This window comes from Thiopseudomonas acetoxidans (assembly GCF_030362935.1).
Classification (GTDB): domain Bacteria; phylum Pseudomonadota; class Gammaproteobacteria; order Pseudomonadales; family Pseudomonadaceae; genus Thiopseudomonas; species Thiopseudomonas acetoxidans.
On sequence record NZ_JAUCDY010000002.1, the window covers coordinates 225226 to 241588 of the forward strand.

The window sequence follows — 16363 nt, forward strand, 5'->3', positions numbered from 1 at the left end:
CTGCTAGAAAAAAGCAGCCAGCTTGCTGGCTGCTTTGTGTTCGTTAAGGGTCAGGAACCATGCGCCAAGTTTGGCGGCCGGTCATTTCGGCAATATTAACGCCCTCGCCTGGGTAGACTTCTAGACCGCCTGGGGTGCTATGAAGCGGTACGCCACCGGGACCACCAAACTTAATTCCCGACACCACCTGTACCGAATGGTCTGGATCTGCGTTACGTGTATCAAACACATGACGCACAGTGCGACCACCTGTGAAGGGGTTGATAGCATAAAGCCAGTTACCCGCGCCGTGCGCACAGGGATCGTCATTAGGAACTAATGTGGAGAACAACAAGGTAGTGCCTACAACACGCATGTCATTAATAAGCATTTCGCCTGTGAGCGCTGATTCATCAACCTCTAGATCTAATACCCAGCCTTTTTTGGATTCCCAATCCATTTCATTATCAGACAGCGTGCGGGCTTCGCGATTCACACCGGCCACCTCATTTTTTCCGACGACGTTCTCAATGAAGCTCTGCTCAAGTAAATCATCGCGTGAAATACTCAAAGCGCTCGTAGTCTGTGCTTTAGTTTTCTCATCCCAAATAGCATAAATGGATTGCGCCGTACTTAAATCGCCCCCAGCATCACCTTCCTCATAGTATTTGCCTGTACCAAATACAATCAAATAGCTCTGCCGGTTTGGGTGACGCACTAAGCTGGGTGGAGCCATAATTGTTTGTGCTCTTTTATTACTGGACTCTGCAGTAAACATCGGCTCAGCGCCGTAAGACACTTTAAACCCGGTTGTGTCGCCGACTTTATCGCCGTAAATAGAACCTTCTGTTTTCTCTCTACCTTCTTCAGCGTTAGCACCTAGCAAATCAAAGCGCCACAGATTGCCATGCAAGTCGCCAGCATAAGCATAGTCAGCAACACCATCACCATCAAAGTCAGCCAGTTTAGGTGTCGACAGACCGTTATGGGTAGCTGAACCCGGACTTTGCACTTCAAGACTCTTTGTCAGCTCTCCGGTAATCGCATCAATAATATACAGAGCAGCCTTACCACTGTCGTCGCCATTGTCATAGCCGTTGCCGGTCACTACTGCCCATCTGCCATTATGCAGTCGTGCAATGGTTGGTCTAGGGAAGCTATGACCCGGTTTAACTTTGTCTATAAATGCAGCTGAGTTTTGATCCAACTCCCAAAGTAACTTTATTTCATCGGGGTTGGTGATATCTAGGGCGAAAATTCCTTGTCCACCGGCGCGCAAGGTGCCGACTAGAATAGTGCGCCAATTTTGCCCATCGTAAACATCCGCTACTTCAGGCGTACCGTCCACAAAAAAGCGATGCGTTTCCGCATATCTAGGATCAGTTAAACGATTCAAATGCGGGAAGACAGCTGTTGGCACAAAAGCAAATTTTTCAACACCCGTGGCTGCATCAAACGCATGCAACATACCAGCGTTACCACCTATATAAATCTGCGCCCTACGGCTTTTTTGCTGTTCCACAAACTCTGAATACTTAGTATTACCTTCAATTTTATTAGCAAAGCCTTCGAGGTAGCGTGCGCCCGCAACATATACTGGTTGTGAGCCTAAGAAGTCACCCAGAACGGATGAACGTTCTCTAAACAACCCACCTTCTTCGCTACGCGCACCGCGAATAAAGTTTAGGCGCTTCTCCCAATTACCATCACTTGTTCCCTCATCCGGTTTTTTGTTTAACGCATTTTTTAATGCTGTATCCGCATTAGTTGTGTTGAACTCTTTCAACTTGTTAGATGCGGTAGAGCTGGCCATGTAAATCTTTCGTGCGCCATGTAAAGGCAACTCTTTACTCGCTTTCCAGACCGTTTCAGTAACTTCGGTACGCTTATTGTCTTCATAGGAGATATAGCTTTTAATTTTCTCCAGATCACCGCTCCAGTCTTTGCTATCAAAGCTGCTGCGGTAAAAATAAGAAGCGAGTTTTGCCACTGACTCAGAGTCATTCGGATCGGCCTCTTCGACCGATGAAGCAATGGCCGGTAATGTGGCGGTAGACTGGCGCTCCGCAATACGACTGAGAATATCCTTAAAGGCTTTAACCATATCCGCGGGACTGTCAACACTATAGAAGTCACCTCGCGAGTTGATGGCGGCGTGCCAGAGGTCGTAAACGTTGTTGGCACTACCACTAGCAGCAGGCGGCCAAGTAGCAGTACCGTCAACCAGCGCTTTATAACCGGCACCAGCATGGGTGCTGCCCGCCCAAGGAATATCGGCATTATTCAAAGAGGTAGTAAGCCCCAGCCCCATCACAAAGTTAGTCATGTGCTGCCAACCCGCAGGGTTGTTGCGCGGGTCCCAATACTCGTCAGCCATACTGTCGTGTTTAAAAGGCACAAATGTTGGCACTTTATTATCAAGATCGGTGCGTAAATCGGTTGCCCAATAGTGCATAGCAAAGTCAGCCAGCGTATTGGTTGTTGAGTCATAAAAAGGTTTGACGTTGTTATAACTCATGGCCGGATATTTAGCGCTGCTGGGTGTAGCAAAGGTTGTGTCGTCTGATCTAAAACTACCAGGATTTGTTGTCGTTGCGTTCCACATGCCATCGGTCATTAGCACGTGATAACTAGGGCGACACGCCAGTGTATTTTCCTTGGTATTTTCACTACCCTTTTTGCCAATATCACCGCCTTGCGGGTTCATTTTCCAGGGCGTATCTGTTTTCAGGTATTCCCCTGCACGCTTCATTGCTGCTGGTAAAGGAGTGCCTTTGTTAAAGTACACATTGCGCAACCAGGAGTAAAACTCTCCTCTATGCTTAGCGTTGAAGGGTTTAAGGCTGTTCGCAAAGCAGCTACCACTACCACTAGTAGTGCCAGTAAAGCTTTTACAAGTATCTAAGTTTTGCCAAGTGAAACGAATATTAGAAGACAGATCATAAAAAGCGATACTGGCTGCTGATAGAGTAGCCAGCGCGCGTGAACGATAGAAGGAATACCAGATAGCGAAGTTTTGTCGACCATCTACGAGGGTGCCGTCTGGATGCCTCAAGCGCTCACCGTCTTTATCGTACGCTGAGGTTTGATCAACTTTACGATAACGATAGCAGTTTTCACCGCCTGCATACTTATTATCCTTTACTTCCTCGCACAAGATTCCTTTCGAATAGACTAGCGTTCCATCAAACTCATAATAATAAGCCGCTGTATTCTGCCTCCTCCCGTTACTAGTGTTTGTCCATCCTCCATTGGAGTCGTTTGGATGATTTGCATAATTCGGTGCAGCTAATGGAATACGGTGTTCGTATATCGGCCTGTATTGTGTCGCTAAGTTTACCCTCGGGTTGTTTGTGCTGTGCTGAACACCAAACCCATTAGCAGGCGCACTACTAAAGCTGGTTGCAAGCTCCTTGCTATCTCCATTCAATTCAAAAGCTGGTGGTATTTCATACACCAAGTGCGGGTTATAAGCCAAAGGGTTGGTGTTGTTCGCGTGATAACGCTTGTTATTGTACGAGCCAATAAGATCTTTATAAGACTGCGCAGTCGTATCAGGAATATAACCCCACGACATACTCCCCGACTCATCCAGAGTCAGAATAACGTTTGGTGAAACCCCCTCCACAAGGTTGAGCGGTGCTTGCGATACGCCAGCTTGTGCCATTCCTGCACTTAAAACCCCCGCTACTAGACAAGCTGAGAGCGTTGTTTTGCTTAACTTGATTAATTGTTGCATTCGCATCATTACTTCCTCTTAATCCAGTCCCAGATAGATAGTAGTAACAGTGGATTGAACCGCAACCTCATCATTGGCTTGTCCAGTTACCAGAAAGAAAAACGTTCCTTTACCTTTCATAGCGTCACCATACTCAGCATTAAGGGCAGCATCCTCTTCAGCACCATCCATTATTCGATACACATTCCAGAAACTTTGCGGTTGGTCATTCCCAAAATCAAACTCTTTTTCAGCATCAAGTCCACGATAGGGCATCCACTTTAAAACATCACTGCTAACTGTCATCTTAGCCAGCTGCGTGATGGGCTGTGCAAAATACTTATCCAAGTCTGCTTTATCCATCTCATTTAGTAAGCACGGCTTATTAAAGCCTTCTTTGTTTAGCGTATTTTCTGCTACGCAGTTCGCTTCCATGTTCGGCTCCAGTTTGTCGCGAATATAACCAGGCCCATACAAGCGAAACTCGCCTTCGCGCAAAGCGGCATCAGCCAAGTTTTGTAAATTCACGTTATTAGCGTGATTACCCGTAATCCGCGCATCCAGCGCGGTGCCTCGCATACTGGCAGTAGCCAGCAGAGTTAGCACTAGCAACATCACCAGCGCGATAACCAACACGGCTCCACGTTGTTGTGAGTGATTAAAGTTATTCATGGCACAAGATTCCTTAATACTTGGGTACTGCTGACCATCTGATAGATTCGGTTGTTATCGTTGCTATCAAGCTTGGCTTTGGTATCCGCATCAGCATTATTCTTCCACTGATTAAAAACATTAGAGTCCATACCAGAACGCTGATTAGGGCGGCTGGCCAGCAAGGCGCTGTATTTAATGCCACGCACAATATCGGTGGCGTTATAGTCGGATGCTTTTTTGTATGGGTTAGACTGGAAGCGTCTTTCCAGTGTCTGACCTAAAAGAAACTCCACATTAAAGTCGGCTACGCCTTCGATTAGGTCCTGACCATTACAGGTGATTTTTCCTTGGTGTAAATCATTATTCCACTCATGCTTTATCGCCACATAGGCCATCTCACCGTCACTGGCTGAAATAAAGGCTGAAGGGTTGCTTAGTGTTAAATCAACACCATCACAGGCTTGCTCACCACTTACAGCAGGCTGATACCTAATACAAAAACCCGTTGCGTTATCTTTAAGGCTTGTTACCACAGCCTCTTTAGCAAACGCTGCACACTCATCAGTCGCTGCCCTGGCTTTAAAAGCGTTTTCAAACTCTTGGTCGGGCGCGCGTCGATAACCAGCTTTGGCTATTTGCTCGTTAAGCACAATTTGCAAAAAACGCCCCGCATCCATATTGCTTGCCTGACTTTGCTGGAAGTCGTAGTTGCTTTTGTTATTGATATAGACCTGAGTAATGCCAAGTATTAAAAAACTACTAATAGCCAAAGCAACCAGCAGTTCAATCATGGATAAACCAAGGTTATGTGCTTTTATATGTCTCATAGCTCTACCCTTACTGAATGCACGCATGTTTCCGACTTGCCGTCTGGACCGCAGCTTTTATCACGCGAACTCCACGATAAAGCTACCAACAACGAAGAGCCTTTAAACCCTGAAGTACAGGTGGTTGTAGCAGCACTGGGGCAAAGCGTTGTAACCTGAAAGTCAGGCAATACATCTTGCTGGTTTTTCAACCAGCAGCCCGCCACCGCTTTGGCTTGCTGCGCTGCTCCTGAGGTTGGGCAGTCCTCTTTAGTAAAAGTCGCTGCACCGTCTTTATAAAGAGGCGTGCTGTTTTTTAGGCGCGCATAGAACTCACCATAGCTGCCTTTGACTTCTGCTGAGCTCAAATCGCTGGGTGGTATGCTTTCAAACAACTCATCACGATACACACGCATAATCTCAACCAACTCATTGGCCGCAGATATAGCCGCTTCTCTGTGTACCGTATCCTGCGTATAGCTAATGCTTTTGCTCTGTAACACAAACATGCCCAGTACACCCACCGCGGTTAATACTAGGGTGACCAGCACCTCGATTAAGCTAAAACCCTTGTTGTTCTTGCTCATGTTTATCCTCCTGCGGTACAGCTGCTTAGCTTGCTCGAATCGTCTTTATAGCCTCGTGCATAACGATGCACACTACCGCTGTTCTTAATCTCAACTAAATAACCATTGCTAAACTCACCGTTATTACAAATAACAAATGAAACGGTCTCAGAAACCATGCCCATGGGGTTAAAAGTTACTTTATTGCCTGTGACGGTTGATTTACTAAGCGTTATTTTATCGCTGAGCTGTAATGTGCGCTCCACCGCTGCACCCTCAGGGCCAACTTGCCATTTTTCTAGGTTGACTTCGTAAACTCGCTTGTTTGCCACCGCCTGCCCGCGTGCATACTGCAAAAACTTCAGCAGCTCGTCGGATTGCGCCTGCACCTGATTATTACGAATAAACTGGGTAAAATTAGGCACTGCAATAGTGGCCACTATCGCCAGCAGCGCCACGGTTATCATTAATTCTACGAGGGTAAACCCGCGTTCATTTAATGTATTTGGCATGATTAACTCCCTATAGATCTATGAGCATGAGCATGGCAAAGCCCAGCACCTTTGTCGTGCAGCTTATGACAGCAGGTATAGTTTTGTGGATAAGTGGCAGGCAGGCGTCAAGTTGTGTGATTAACAACACAGATAGGCACCCTAGGTGTTCTGCTGGAGCACAGCTTCTGGGCGATTGCGATTATAACTTCAGCTCAGATAGTGCCGGAAAATCACCATCGCGCAAAAATTGCGCTCCAACAGTTGATAGGGCGGGAAGATGTATTTTTATGCGTTTTTAAGTAATGCCGATAATTCTAACTGGCCCTCTTTAACCGGCGGACACCAGTAATAGCCACCAGTCACCGGGCGGCTAAAACGATACAGGCCATCGGTAATACCATCATCCATACCAGTCATGCGTTTTAGCTGCATTTCAAAAGCATCTAACGAGTGACCAAAAGCCAAAAAAACCAAACCTGCTACATCGCCGTCTATATAAGGCATGGAGCGGCGTACAACAAAGGCTTCTGGCTCAAAGTCTTCCATAGCAGTACGTTTAACATGAGCGGACTCTGGCGCGTCTTCAATTTCTTCGTTATCACTGAGACGACGACCAATAATATGGTCCTGCTCGTTCTGCGGCAGGGATTTAAAGAAGTCCAAATTATGCTCCCAGTGCTGAACCGCTGCATAGCAGCCGTAGGGCGCCAGCGTATCAGATACAGCTTCTACTGCCGCCTCATCAACGGGGTTTTCAGTACCATCCTCATAACCGGTCAGATCATGGCCCGACAAATAACGAAACGCTTCTGTAACCTGCACCAGCTTAAATGCCGGCGCTAATGCTTCTTGTAAAGCGCGAGTACGATAAAGTAGCTCGCCACGATCGTCATCACATAGCCAACACCACAGCGCGTGCTGGGTGGACGGCACATCAACACCCTGATTACTTAACGCAGGAAATATCCGTAATTTATCCAGCTGCACACCCAACACTTGCAGCACTGATGCACCCACCCCCACCACGGTAGACTCACCATCAGTCATGCTCGCTAAGCGCGTCAAAGCTTGGGCTACATGTTCGCTGTCATCTAAGACAAAAAATACATGCCGCGCCACCAATGGCACCGGCTCGGCAAAAATTCTTGCTTGGCATTCCATGTTCATACTCTCTTTTAACAAGGCTACTTAAACGATGTGCAGCACTATAAAACAATTAAAACACAAATGCAGTCCGAGCTCCGCGCGAACTTTTTTAAAGCGTTGAATATCCAACCTTACGTCTGAATTGCTCTTTAGTTCATCATTGTAAAAAGGACTCATCATGTATCCGTATTCTATTAAAACGTTTTTTTAGTGATAATGGAATGCACCTCTTAAGGAGCCTCTGAATAACGTTACCGAGGACGCTAACACAAGGCAAAAACGTACGAAAAAGCGCAGTTTACATGTGTAAATGAGCATTTTGAGTACGTTTTTAACGAAGTGGTAGCTACGCAGGTAGTTATTCAGAGGCTTCTTAACAGCCTCGCTGAATCCTTGCGCCAATATGATCAAACCATCATTGATATTATCGGCCATACCTACAGCACAGACAGCCAATAGCACAACATAAACTGGCTTTTCGCATTTAAAGGTGTAGAAAAAATCTGGCCAGCTAGAAAAGATGTCGGGAAACTTGGAAAATGTAAGCCTCTACAAGAGCTGTGCCATGCGACCAGCTGCGTGCAAACCGCTTTGCTTTACTGTGGAACTGTGGAACTGTGGGACTGTGGGACTGTGGGACTGTGGGAGCGCATCTTATGCGCGATTAAGGCTTGGTGTGGCTGGATGGTTTGTTTCGCGCAAGAGTTGCGCTCCCACAACAGCCGTGTCAACCCCAACAGCTGAGCCAATCCACAAGACATGCTCCTGTAGGTCGTCCCTTTAGGGCGACATGTCAGGGTTGCCGGCATTGTGTCAGCTTCTGCTGCAAGGGTCGCCCCTTCAGGGCGACATGTCAGCCTGAAGGCAGACCTACATGGACAACCACCAACCGCGCAAGAGTTGCACCCCTACAAGAGCTGTGCCAAGCAACCGGCTGCGTGAAAACCGCTTTACTGTGGGACTGATAGCCAGGTGCTTGCTGAAGTCAGGAAGGTTTAAAAATCAGCTACACCCGTAAATGCAAAGGGCCCATAAACTTATCTCGCCGTCGTGCGCAAAGCGTTGCGGCTTGTTCGTTTTTATCCCAACAGTAAATTACTTTGCGCTCGCAACAGAGCCTCTTTAGCTGACTTTGGTAACCGCTTAATGGCGTACTCACGTTTTAAAGCGCTAGGTTTATCAAGACAACCTTCAACATAAACCAAAGCCTGCGCGGGACTGCTTTGAAAAAACCGCGCACCCTTACCGTTTAGATGTTGCTGAAAACGTCGCTGCGGATCCGTGGTAATCCCACAATACAGCGCTGTATTGGCAGCCCGAACCAAGTACACATACCAATTGGGCTGGCTAGGCTTTTGTGCTTGCTTCGCGTTAAACTGAACCCCGTTTTGTTTGGACAAGGCGTTTCCTTATGTCTATAAAAATCATTACTACCGGTGGTACCTTCGATAAAGTGTACTCCGATGCGCTCTCTGAATTCAGCATTGGCGAACCCATGGTTGAGCCCTTACTGCAGGAAGCGGGCGTGCACTGCGCATACCGCATCGACAGCCTACTGAAAAAGGACAGCCTAGACTTTACCGATGCCGACCGCCAACTGCTTGCAACCGCTATAACACAATGCCCTGAACAGAAAGTACTGGTGATCCATGGCACAGATACCATGACGCTCAGCGCACAGCAACTCAGAAACCCGGGCGATAAAACTGTGGTATTTACTGGTGCGATGCAACCTGCACGGATGCGCAATACAGATGCACCCTTTAATCTTGGCTTTGCCTTAGGAGTGCTACAATGCTTGCCTGCTGGGGTTTATATTGCCATGCATGGGCAGGTTTTTACTGCTGAGCACGTACAAAAAAACCGTCAACAGGGTCGATTTGAACCTATTTAACTGGCCGCTTTTATACGCTTTATAGGATTTAAGAATGTTAGAAACCGCATTAATTGTTGAAGCACTAAAACCCGCCGATGCCTGTGTGATTTGGCTACACGGCCTAGGCGCTGGACGCAGTGATTTTGAGCCAGTCGCACGCATGCTACAGCCGCAGCTGCCCACAGTACGTTTTATTTTACCGCAAGCACCCACCCAGCCTGTGACCATTAACGGTGGCATGGCGATGCCAAGCTGGTACGACATTTTAGCGATTAGCCCCGGCAGGCGCGCCATTAATAGCGAACAGCTGGAAGAATCCAGCGAAAACCTGATTCGCACCATAGAAGCACAGCGTGACAGCGGCATCGATCCCAAACGCATTTTTTTAGCTGGGTTTTCTCAAGGCGGTGCTGTGGTTTTACACACTGCTTTTTTGCGCTGGCAACAACCTCTTGGCGGCGTACTGGCCTTATCCACCTACGCACCCACCTTTGAAGACGCCAGCAAACCCTCCTACAGCTATCCGGTGCTGTGCATGCACGGGCGTTACGATGGCGTGGTGCCGGTACTCATGGGGCAAGCGGCTTATCAACAACTCACGCAATGGGACATGCCTACCACGTGGCAAGACTACCCCATGCAGCACGAAGTCTGCCACGAGCAGATTACTGATATCGGCCACTGGCTGCACAAGCAGTTAAACCCTAGTCTTGCAACCGATTAAAATACTGGATGCGGCACTTAACGCCCTGAATTAAATAACGTAAAGCTGCCGCAGTCTACCGATTGAATATTTCCCTAATTTCTTGCTTTAGCTTAAACTTGGGTCTTAAATATTTTTCATTGCGAAGTAACCATTTTGCTTAAAGCCTTTAAAAGAATTTTCCCAAAAAAAACTGACGGCAGCAGCGCCAACCAAGCTGCACCTGAACCTGTAGAAACACAGAGCACCGAAGCCAAAACAAGCCAGCCAAGAAATAATAAAAGTCGCCCACGTAAACCACGTCGCGAACAACAAAACGCTCGCCCAGAAACAACACCCTGGTCAATTAAGGATTTTGTGGTTGAACCGCTACCCGGCAAAACCCGCTTTCATGACTTCCAACTTACCCCTGAACTGATGCGCGCCATCCAGGAGCTCGGCTTTCCCTACTGCACCCCTATTCAAGCGCAGGTTTTAGGCTACACCCTCAAAGGTCGCGATGCGATTGGTCGCGCGCAAACGGGCACCGGCAAAACGGCTGCTTTTTTAATCTCCACGATCAGCCAGTTACTCGAAAATCCGCCACCCGAAGAACGTTTTATGGGTGAGCCGCGCGCACTGATTATTGCGCCAACCCGCGAACTGGTTGTACAAATCGCCAAAGATGCAGAGGACCTAAGCAAATATACGGGTCTTAATGTCATGAGCTTTGTGGGCGGCATGGACTTTGACAAACAACTGCGCCAGCTAGAGGCCAAACACTGCGATATTTTAGTGGCCACCCCAGGTCGTTTACTGGATTTCAATCAGCGCGGCGAAGTGCACTTAGACTTGGTTGAAGTATTAATTCTGGACGAAGCTGACCGTATGCTTGATATGGGTTTTATTCCCCAAGTACGTCAGATAATTCGCCAAACCCCACGCAAAGAAATGCGCCAAACGCTATTGTTTTCGGCAACGTTTTCCGATGACGTGATGGATCTGACCAAACAATGGACCTTTGAGCCAGCAGTGGTTGAAATCGAGCCTGAGCAGGTCGCCAGCGATACTATTGAGCAGCACGTCTATGCGGTGTCTGAAGACAACAAATACAATCTGCTGTACAACCTGCTGCAAGAGAAAGGCTGGCCGCGGGTGATGGTGTTTGCTAACCGCCGCGACCAGGTGCGTCGCATTCAGGAGCGCTTGCAAGCCGATGGTATTAAAGCGGAACAAATGTCGGGCGAAGTGCCGCAACAAAAACGTATTCGCGTACTTGAACAGTTTCGCAGTGGTCGTATTCAGGTGCTAGTTGCTACCGATGTAGCCGGGCGCGGTATCCACGTGGATGACATCAGCCATGTCATTAACTACACACTACCCGAAGACCCTGAAGACTATATCCACCGTATTGGTCGTACCGGACGCGCCGGCAGCTCTGGGATTTCCATTAGCTTTGCGGGAGAAGATGATGCCTATGCTTTGCCGGCGATTGAAACTCTACTAGGCCGCAAAATAGAGTGTGAACCACCGCCGGAAGTATTGCTTAAACGACCACCCCGCCCTGGTCGTTAATACGCACAACGAGTTCTAAGCGCGCGGCAAAGTTACGCCGCGCTGCCCTTGATACTTACCATCACGATCCTTGTACGACACTTCACACGTCTCATCTGACTCAAAGAACAGCATTTGCGCAACGCCTTCATTGGCATAAATCTTGGCTGGCAGAGTAGTGGTGTTGGAGAACTCCAGCGTCACATGCCCTTCCCACTCCGGCTCCAGCGGCGTGACGTTGACAATAATACCGCAGCGCGCATAGGTGCTTTTACCTAAGCAAATGGTTAACACATTGCGCGGAATCCGAAAGTACTCAACGGTACGTGCCAACGCAAACGAGTTGGGCGGAATAATGCAGTACTCACCCTTAACGTCCACAAAGCTTTTTTCATCGAAGTTTTTAGGATCCACTGTCACCGAGTGCAGATTGGTAAACACCTTAAATTCATCCGCACAGCGCACATCATAACCATAACTAGAAACCCCATAAGAAATGAGCCGCTCGTCACCCTCATTGCGCACTTGACGCTCAACAAAAGGCTCAATCATGCCCTGTTCTTGGGCCATTCGACGAATCCACTTATCGGACTTGATGCTCATTGGGAACCCCTTAAATTTAGTTATGCAAAACAAAAATGCATGGTATCTGACTAAAAAAATTTCTCAAAGCCAAAACACCAACCTATTTTCAGCTTATTCAGCTATATATACGAAATATCTATAAAAAATAGTGATGCTCAAGAAAATTTAGGGTAGAGTATGCCCCACTGTTGTTGCATGTGTCACCGTGAATTACCCAGTGTTTAGATTTTGATCCATCCATTGCGAATCCTGTAACTCCTTGCACTCAGTATTCAGATGGCCTAATGCCATGCTTTAATTTACTTCGTTCAAGGGAACAAAAAATGTCTAATCGTCAAACAGGCACCGTTAAGTGGTTCAATGATTCTAAAGGCTTCGGTTTTATTACTCCGGAAGCTGGTGAAGATTTGTTTGTACACTTCCGCGCTATCCAATCTGATGGCTTCAAAAGCCTGAAAGAAGGCCAGAAAGTGTCCTTCGTTGTAGCTCGTGGCCAGAAAGGCATGCAAGCTGAAGAAGTGCAAGTTATCTAAGCAACAGCTAAAATAATTTACACAAAAAACCCGCTTCGGCGGGTTTTTTTATATCCTAATTGCTTTATTACCACCTTAGGCTCGCAAATGCTTAGCTGCCCCATTTGCCTTGCTCAACTTGAGCAAACCGACACCGCCGCACTGTGCGCTAACTCGCACCACTTCGATCGTGCGCGGCAAGGTTATCTACACCTTTTACCCGTACAGCACAAAGCCAGCCGCGCTCCGGGCGATAGCGCTGAAATGGTTGCCGCACGGCGTGATTTTCTAAACAGCGGTCACTATCAACCCCTCGCTCAACAACTGGCTGACTATAGCGCCACCATAGCACCACGCACCTGGTTGGATATTGGCTGTGGCGAAGGCTATTACACTGACCACCTCGCCAAGAGCTTACCCTTAGCGCAAGGATACGGTTTAGATGTCTCCAAAGACGCCATCAAACAAGCCTGCCGCAGAAGCAAACAGATTCAATGGCTAGTCGCCAGCATGGCGCAAATTCCCTTGTCCGACCACAGCTGCGATTTACTCACCAGCGTTTTTAGCCCTTACTCATGGGCCGAAATCCTGCGCCTACTGAGTAAAAACGGCACATTTTTACGCCTAGGACCAGCGCAGGATCATTTACTGGAGCTGCGCAGCAAACTCTATGAGCAAGTGCGACCCTATGATGACGCCAAACACCTACAAGACTTACCTGCACAGCTAAAATTGACCCACACCGAATATATGCGCTACAGGCTCAACCTCAGCGATAGCACGGCTCGCGCAAACCTGCTAGCCATGACACCGCACGGCTGGCGTATTAACGAAGAGCGCAAGCGCAGTATTATAGAACAATCCATCGATGTTACGGTAGCCGTTCGATTTGATTGGATTCAGCCCGTCTAAAGAGGCACTCAACATGCAACCCGACATTGAAATTTACCTCAAAGATGCAGACCAAGAAGCAGTCCATGCTTGGTTAGCAACCGCTTTCAAACACTGCAGCGCCTGGCGCCGCAAAGGCAGTTTAGCGCGCTGTGACTGTGATGGCATTGAAGTGACTTGGTACAACAAGGCTGTGGGCTCGTGGCACTCACTGCTCTTTGCCAGCTCGGCAACCCCATGGGATAGCGATCTCGCCTGCGCGCAAGCCGCCTTTGCAGCACTCGCCGTAGAAATACGCTGCGCCCCCGGCAGCTGGCAAGAAGCCGACGGCGAAGCAGATGCCGACCGCTGGCTCAAAGTGAACGCGCAAGGCATAGAAGAGTTTATTTGGCGAAGCTAGGCGAAGCCTGCAAGTATTTCTATCGCTCTTGTGGCCGCGCAGGTTCTGCGCGAGACGGATGACAAAGCCAGCTCAAGCACTGCCGGTTACAAAGCCAACTCAGGCGTTGCCGGCTAGTCACATTCGCGCAAGAGTTGCGCTCCTACAAGAGCTGCGCCAAGCGACCGGCTGCGTACAAGTCTCTTTACTGTGGGAGCGCATCTTATGCGCGATACGGACTCTAACCCCAACTCAAGTGCTGCCGGCTACAAAGCCAACTCAGGCGTTGCAGGGGAGTCACAACCCCGCAAACCCAAGTAAATCAAAAGCTTAAACTGGAGGCGAAAAAAAAGAGCCTTTCGGCTCTTTCTTTTTTAGCTTGACGCCAAATTTGGAGCGGGAAACGAGATTCGAACTCGCGACCCCAACCTTGGCAAGGTTGTGCTCTACCAGCTGAGCTATTCCCGCTTAAAGTGGCGTCCCCTAGGGGACTCGAACCCCTGTTACCGCCGTGAAAGGGCGGTGTCCTAGGCCACTAGACGAAGGGGACGCAGCCTGGAACTTTACAGTTACAGCTTCAAGTAACTTAAGTGAACTTAATTGCTTGAAGTGGCGCGCATTTTAGACATAGGTATCTAATTCGTCAAGCCTTTTTGCAAAATTATTAAATCACACGCCATTTAATGGGCTGTTTGCTTCGTTGGCATAAATGTAAGCTGCACCTCTTTATTCCAGTCAAAGTCCTCGCCCAGCTCTAAAGCCTCAAAACGACGCTCTTCAAGCTGCTGAAATAAGGCTATCTCTTCATCAGGCATATAATGCAGGCACTCGCCGCCAAAAAACCATAGCAGGTCTCTGGGCACTTGATGGGCGATTTGTGGATAGCGTTGGAAAACCTGACTAATCATTTCTTGCCCCAAATACAACGCCTCTTGGCTTTGGGAGAACTCCGTTATCATGTCTGCGTAGCGCTCTAAGAACTCGTTATGCTCTTCAGGGATCATATCCTCTTGCGCTAGAGCCACTAATACCTGCTGTAGGTATTTCAACAACTCAAGATGATGTGCTAAGTATGAGTCAGTCATAAATTCACCTTCAATACCTTTTCTTACAGAAGCGCATCATGAGCGCAACACATTACTGGCGGCTATGCGGACGGGCTGCCCGCACTCGCGATTAAGGGTATAAGCCACGCACTTCACGCACTTTAAGAATCCGTGTGCAGGCTGTGATAAAGGCTGCAGTACGCAAGGTAACCTTATGTTCCGCTGCTGTCGCCGATACGGCTGTGTATGCGTTATCCATAATGGTTTCTAAGCGTTGATTAATTTCTTCTTCGCTCCAATAGAAACTCGCCCTGTTTTGCACCCACTCAAAATAACTCACGGTTACCCCACCGGCATTGGCAAGCACATCAGGCACAATGACAACGCCGTTGTTAGTCAAAATATCATCCGCTTCAGGCGTAGTAGGTCCGTTAGCGCCCTCAACAATAATGCGCGCTCTGATATTATGAGCATTGTCCTTAGTGATTTGCCCTTCCAGCGCGGCCGGGATAAGTATTTCGGTCTCTAACGCCCAAAACTCATCGTTAGTAATTTCTTCAACATTAGGTTTGCCCGCTACACCACCGTGCTCATTAACGTACTCAATCAGCGCAGAAATAGGCAGGCCATCCGAGTTATACACACTGCCCGTATGATCCTGCACGGCAATAACCTTAGCGCCCAGCTCGCAAAACAGGCGTGCGGCTGTGCTACCCACGTTGCCAAAACCCTGAATGCAAACACGCGCACCGTTTAAATCAATGCCTGCATCACGGGCAGCGGCCACACCGACAATAAACACACCGCGCCCTGTTGCTTCAACACGGCCAAGGCTGCCGCCAATGGCAATAGGTTTGCCTGTAACAATGCCCGGACAATCTTGCCCTGCATTCATGGAATAGGTATCCATCATCCAGCCCATGGTCTGTGCATTGGTATTAACATCAGGACCTGGAATATCCTTATCCACGCCTATTACAGAGGAAATCTCATTAATATAACGACGGGTAATACGTTCAACCTCTGCCTTGGAGTAATCACGCGGATTAAAACGTATACCGCCCTTAGCGCCACCATAAGGCAAACCTACAACGGCGGTTTTAACCGACATCCATGCCGACAGCGCCATGACCTCAGACAGAGTTACATCTTGGTGGTAACGCACACCGCCTTTACCTGGGCCACAGTTAAGACTGTGCTGCACCCGATACCCTTCAAAATGAGCAATGGTGCCGTCATCAAGACGTACCGGAATATCAACAATCAGCGAACGTTCTGGATACTTTAACGTGCCGACCCATTCACTGAACTCACCCAAATACGGCGCTACCCGGTCTACCTGTTCGAGAAAAATCCCCCAAGGCCCCGGATTTTCTGCATCCAAATAGGAAGGTATGTATTGATTTTGTTTTGACATAGTTACACCTTATCTTCTATCTATTAGGCCGCTTAACCCTACCCGAGAGCAAAACGAA

16 protein-coding genes and 2 tRNA genes are annotated in these 16363 nt (G+C 48.3%); 6 read left to right on the plus strand and 12 right to left on the minus strand.

Annotated features, from left to right (window positions below):
• Window positions 1-43: 43 nt before the first annotated feature.
• From QEZ41_RS03095 to QEZ41_RS03125, 7 genes are all read right to left on the minus strand, one after another.
• Window positions 44-3718, minus strand: coding sequence for a pilus assembly protein (locus tag QEZ41_RS03095; RefSeq protein ID WP_289409916.1), 3675 nt, complete (start codon window positions 3716-3718; stop codon window positions 44-46).
• 18 nt (window positions 3719-3736) lie between these two features.
• Window positions 3737-4369, minus strand: a complete 633-nt coding sequence (locus QEZ41_RS03100; protein WP_289409917.1) for a PilX N-terminal domain-containing pilus assembly protein — start codon at window positions 4367-4369, stop codon at window positions 3737-3739.
• Window positions 4366-5178 carry a PilW family protein gene (locus QEZ41_RS03105; protein WP_289409918.1) on the minus strand — a complete coding sequence of 271 codons (813 nt, stop codon included), beginning with the start codon at window positions 5176-5178 and terminating at the stop codon, window positions 4366-4368. The genes QEZ41_RS03100 and QEZ41_RS03105 overlap by 4 nt, the downstream gene beginning before the upstream one ends.
• Window positions 5175-5744, minus strand: coding sequence for a type IV pilus modification protein PilV (gene pilV / locus QEZ41_RS03110; RefSeq protein ID WP_289409919.1), 570 nt, complete (start codon window positions 5742-5744; stop codon window positions 5175-5177). Before pilV ends, QEZ41_RS03105 begins: the two co-directional genes overlap by 4 nt.
• Before the next feature lie 2 nt (window positions 5745-5746).
• Complete coding sequence (locus tag QEZ41_RS03115; protein WP_289409920.1) at window positions 5747-6235, minus strand: GspH/FimT family pseudopilin; 489 nt, start codon at window positions 6233-6235, stop codon at window positions 5747-5749.
• A gap of 267 nt (window positions 6236-6502) precedes the next feature.
• Window positions 6503-7378 (minus strand): Dyp-type peroxidase, encoded by an 876-nt coding sequence (locus tag QEZ41_RS03120; protein WP_289409953.1) that lies wholly within the window; start codon window positions 7376-7378, stop codon window positions 6503-6505.
• Between the two features lie 1064 nt (window positions 7379-8442).
• Window positions 8443-8694 (minus strand): GIY-YIG nuclease family protein, encoded by a 252-nt coding sequence (locus QEZ41_RS03125; protein ID WP_289409954.1) that lies wholly within the window; start codon window positions 8692-8694, stop codon window positions 8443-8445.
• An 80-nt stretch (window positions 8695-8774) separates the two neighbouring features.
• On the opposite strand from QEZ41_RS03125, the gene QEZ41_RS03130 reads away from it, so the two are divergent.
• The 3 genes from QEZ41_RS03130 to rhlB all read left to right on the plus strand — a co-directional run bounded on the left by QEZ41_RS03130 (window position 8775) and on the right by rhlB (window position 11496).
• Window positions 8775-9257: an asparaginase domain-containing protein gene (locus tag QEZ41_RS03130; protein WP_289409921.1), complete on the plus strand. Its 483-nt coding sequence runs from the start codon at window positions 8775-8777 to the stop codon at window positions 9255-9257.
• Between the two features lie 34 nt (window positions 9258-9291).
• On the plus strand, window positions 9292-9963 hold the full coding sequence (locus QEZ41_RS03135) for an alpha/beta hydrolase (RefSeq protein ID WP_289409922.1): 672 nt from the start codon (window positions 9292-9294) through the stop codon (window positions 9961-9963).
• 135 nt (window positions 9964-10098) lie between these two features.
• Window positions 10099-11496, plus strand: coding sequence for an ATP-dependent RNA helicase RhlB (gene rhlB, locus QEZ41_RS03140; protein ID WP_289409923.1), 1398 nt, complete (start codon window positions 10099-10101; stop codon window positions 11494-11496).
• A gap of 15 nt (window positions 11497-11511) precedes the next feature.
• Here rhlB and dcd read toward each other — a convergent pair whose 3' ends face one another.
• Complete coding sequence (dcd, locus tag QEZ41_RS03145; protein WP_289409924.1) at window positions 11512-12078, minus strand: dCTP deaminase; 567 nt, start codon at window positions 12076-12078, stop codon at window positions 11512-11514.
• A 305-nt stretch (window positions 12079-12383) separates the two neighbouring features.
• Between dcd and QEZ41_RS03150 the strand changes: the two genes are divergently transcribed.
• The 3 genes from QEZ41_RS03150 (at window position 12384) to QEZ41_RS03160 (ending at window position 13863) form a co-directional block, all read left to right on the plus strand.
• A complete protein-coding gene (locus QEZ41_RS03150; RefSeq protein ID WP_289409925.1) occupies window positions 12384-12593 on the plus strand; it encodes a cold-shock protein in 210 nt (69 codons plus the stop codon).
• Between the two features lie 87 nt (window positions 12594-12680).
• The gene (locus tag QEZ41_RS03155) at window positions 12681-13484 is read left to right on the plus strand and encodes a putative RNA methyltransferase (RefSeq protein ID WP_289409926.1); all 804 of its coding nucleotides are present in this window, start codon (window positions 12681-12683) and stop codon (window positions 13482-13484) included.
• Window positions 13485-13497: 13 nt separating this feature from the next.
• Window positions 13498-13863 (plus strand): hypothetical protein, encoded by a 366-nt coding sequence (locus QEZ41_RS03160; protein ID WP_289409927.1) that lies wholly within the window; start codon window positions 13498-13500, stop codon window positions 13861-13863.
• 371 nt (window positions 13864-14234) lie between these two features.
• Here the strand turns inward: QEZ41_RS03160 and QEZ41_RS03165 are convergent.
• From QEZ41_RS03165 to QEZ41_RS03180, 4 genes are all read right to left on the minus strand, one after another.
• Window positions 14235-14310: transfer RNA gene (locus QEZ41_RS03165), tRNA-Gly, on the minus strand.
• 6 nt (window positions 14311-14316) lie between these two features.
• A tRNA-Glu gene (locus tag QEZ41_RS03170) sits at window positions 14317-14392 on the minus strand.
• Window positions 14393-14522: 130 nt separating this feature from the next.
• On the minus strand, window positions 14523-14927 hold the full coding sequence (locus QEZ41_RS03175; RefSeq protein ID WP_289409928.1) for a PA2817 family protein: 405 nt from the start codon (window positions 14925-14927) through the stop codon (window positions 14523-14525).
• Window positions 14928-15018: 91 nt separating this feature from the next.
• Window positions 15019-16305, minus strand: a complete 1287-nt coding sequence (locus tag QEZ41_RS03180; protein WP_289409929.1) for a Glu/Leu/Phe/Val family dehydrogenase — start codon at window positions 16303-16305, stop codon at window positions 15019-15021.
• Window positions 16306-16363 lie beyond the last annotated feature (58 nt).

What these genes read in the sequence shown, in the direction of transcription:
- QEZ41_RS03155 (WP_289409926.1), top strand. Translation starts at nt 12,681, where the DNA reads ATGCTTAGCTGCCCCATTTGCCTTGCTCAACTTGAGCAAACCGACACC.
- QEZ41_RS03095 (WP_289409916.1), bottom strand. Translation starts at nt 3,718, where the DNA reads ATGCAACAATTAATCAAGTTAAGCAAAACAACGCTCTCAGCTTGTCTA.
- pilV (WP_289409919.1), bottom strand. Translation starts at nt 5,744, where the DNA reads ATGAGCAAGAACAACAAGGGTTTTAGCTTAATCGAGGTGCTGGTCACC.
- QEZ41_RS03120 (WP_289409953.1), bottom strand. Translation starts at nt 7,378, where the DNA reads ATGGAATGCCAAGCAAGAATTTTTGCCGAGCCGGTGCCATTGGTGGCG.
- QEZ41_RS03150 (WP_289409925.1), top strand. Translation starts at nt 12,384, where the DNA reads ATGTCTAATCGTCAAACAGGCACCGTTAAGTGGTTCAATGATTCTAAA.
- QEZ41_RS03180 (WP_289409929.1), bottom strand. Translation starts at nt 16,305, where the DNA reads ATGTCAAAACAAAATCAATACATACCTTCCTATTTGGATGCAGAAAAT.
- QEZ41_RS03160 (WP_289409927.1), top strand. Translation starts at nt 13,498, where the DNA reads ATGCAACCCGACATTGAAATTTACCTCAAAGATGCAGACCAAGAAGCA.
- QEZ41_RS03115 (WP_289409920.1), bottom strand. Translation starts at nt 6,235, where the DNA reads ATGCCAAATACATTAAATGAACGCGGGTTTACCCTCGTAGAATTAATG.
- dcd (WP_289409924.1), bottom strand. Translation starts at nt 12,078, where the DNA reads ATGAGCATCAAGTCCGATAAGTGGATTCGTCGAATGGCCCAAGAACAG.
- QEZ41_RS03100 (WP_289409917.1), bottom strand. Translation starts at nt 4,369, where the DNA reads ATGAATAACTTTAATCACTCACAACAACGTGGAGCCGTGTTGGTTATC.
- QEZ41_RS03175 (WP_289409928.1), bottom strand. Translation starts at nt 14,927, where the DNA reads ATGACTGACTCATACTTAGCACATCATCTTGAGTTGTTGAAATACCTA.
- QEZ41_RS03130 (WP_289409921.1), top strand. Translation starts at nt 8,775, where the DNA reads ATGTCTATAAAAATCATTACTACCGGTGGTACCTTCGATAAAGTGTAC.
- QEZ41_RS03135 (WP_289409922.1), top strand. Translation starts at nt 9,292, where the DNA reads ATGTTAGAAACCGCATTAATTGTTGAAGCACTAAAACCCGCCGATGCC.
- QEZ41_RS03105 (WP_289409918.1), bottom strand. Translation starts at nt 5,178, where the DNA reads ATGAGACATATAAAAGCACATAACCTTGGTTTATCCATGATTGAACTG.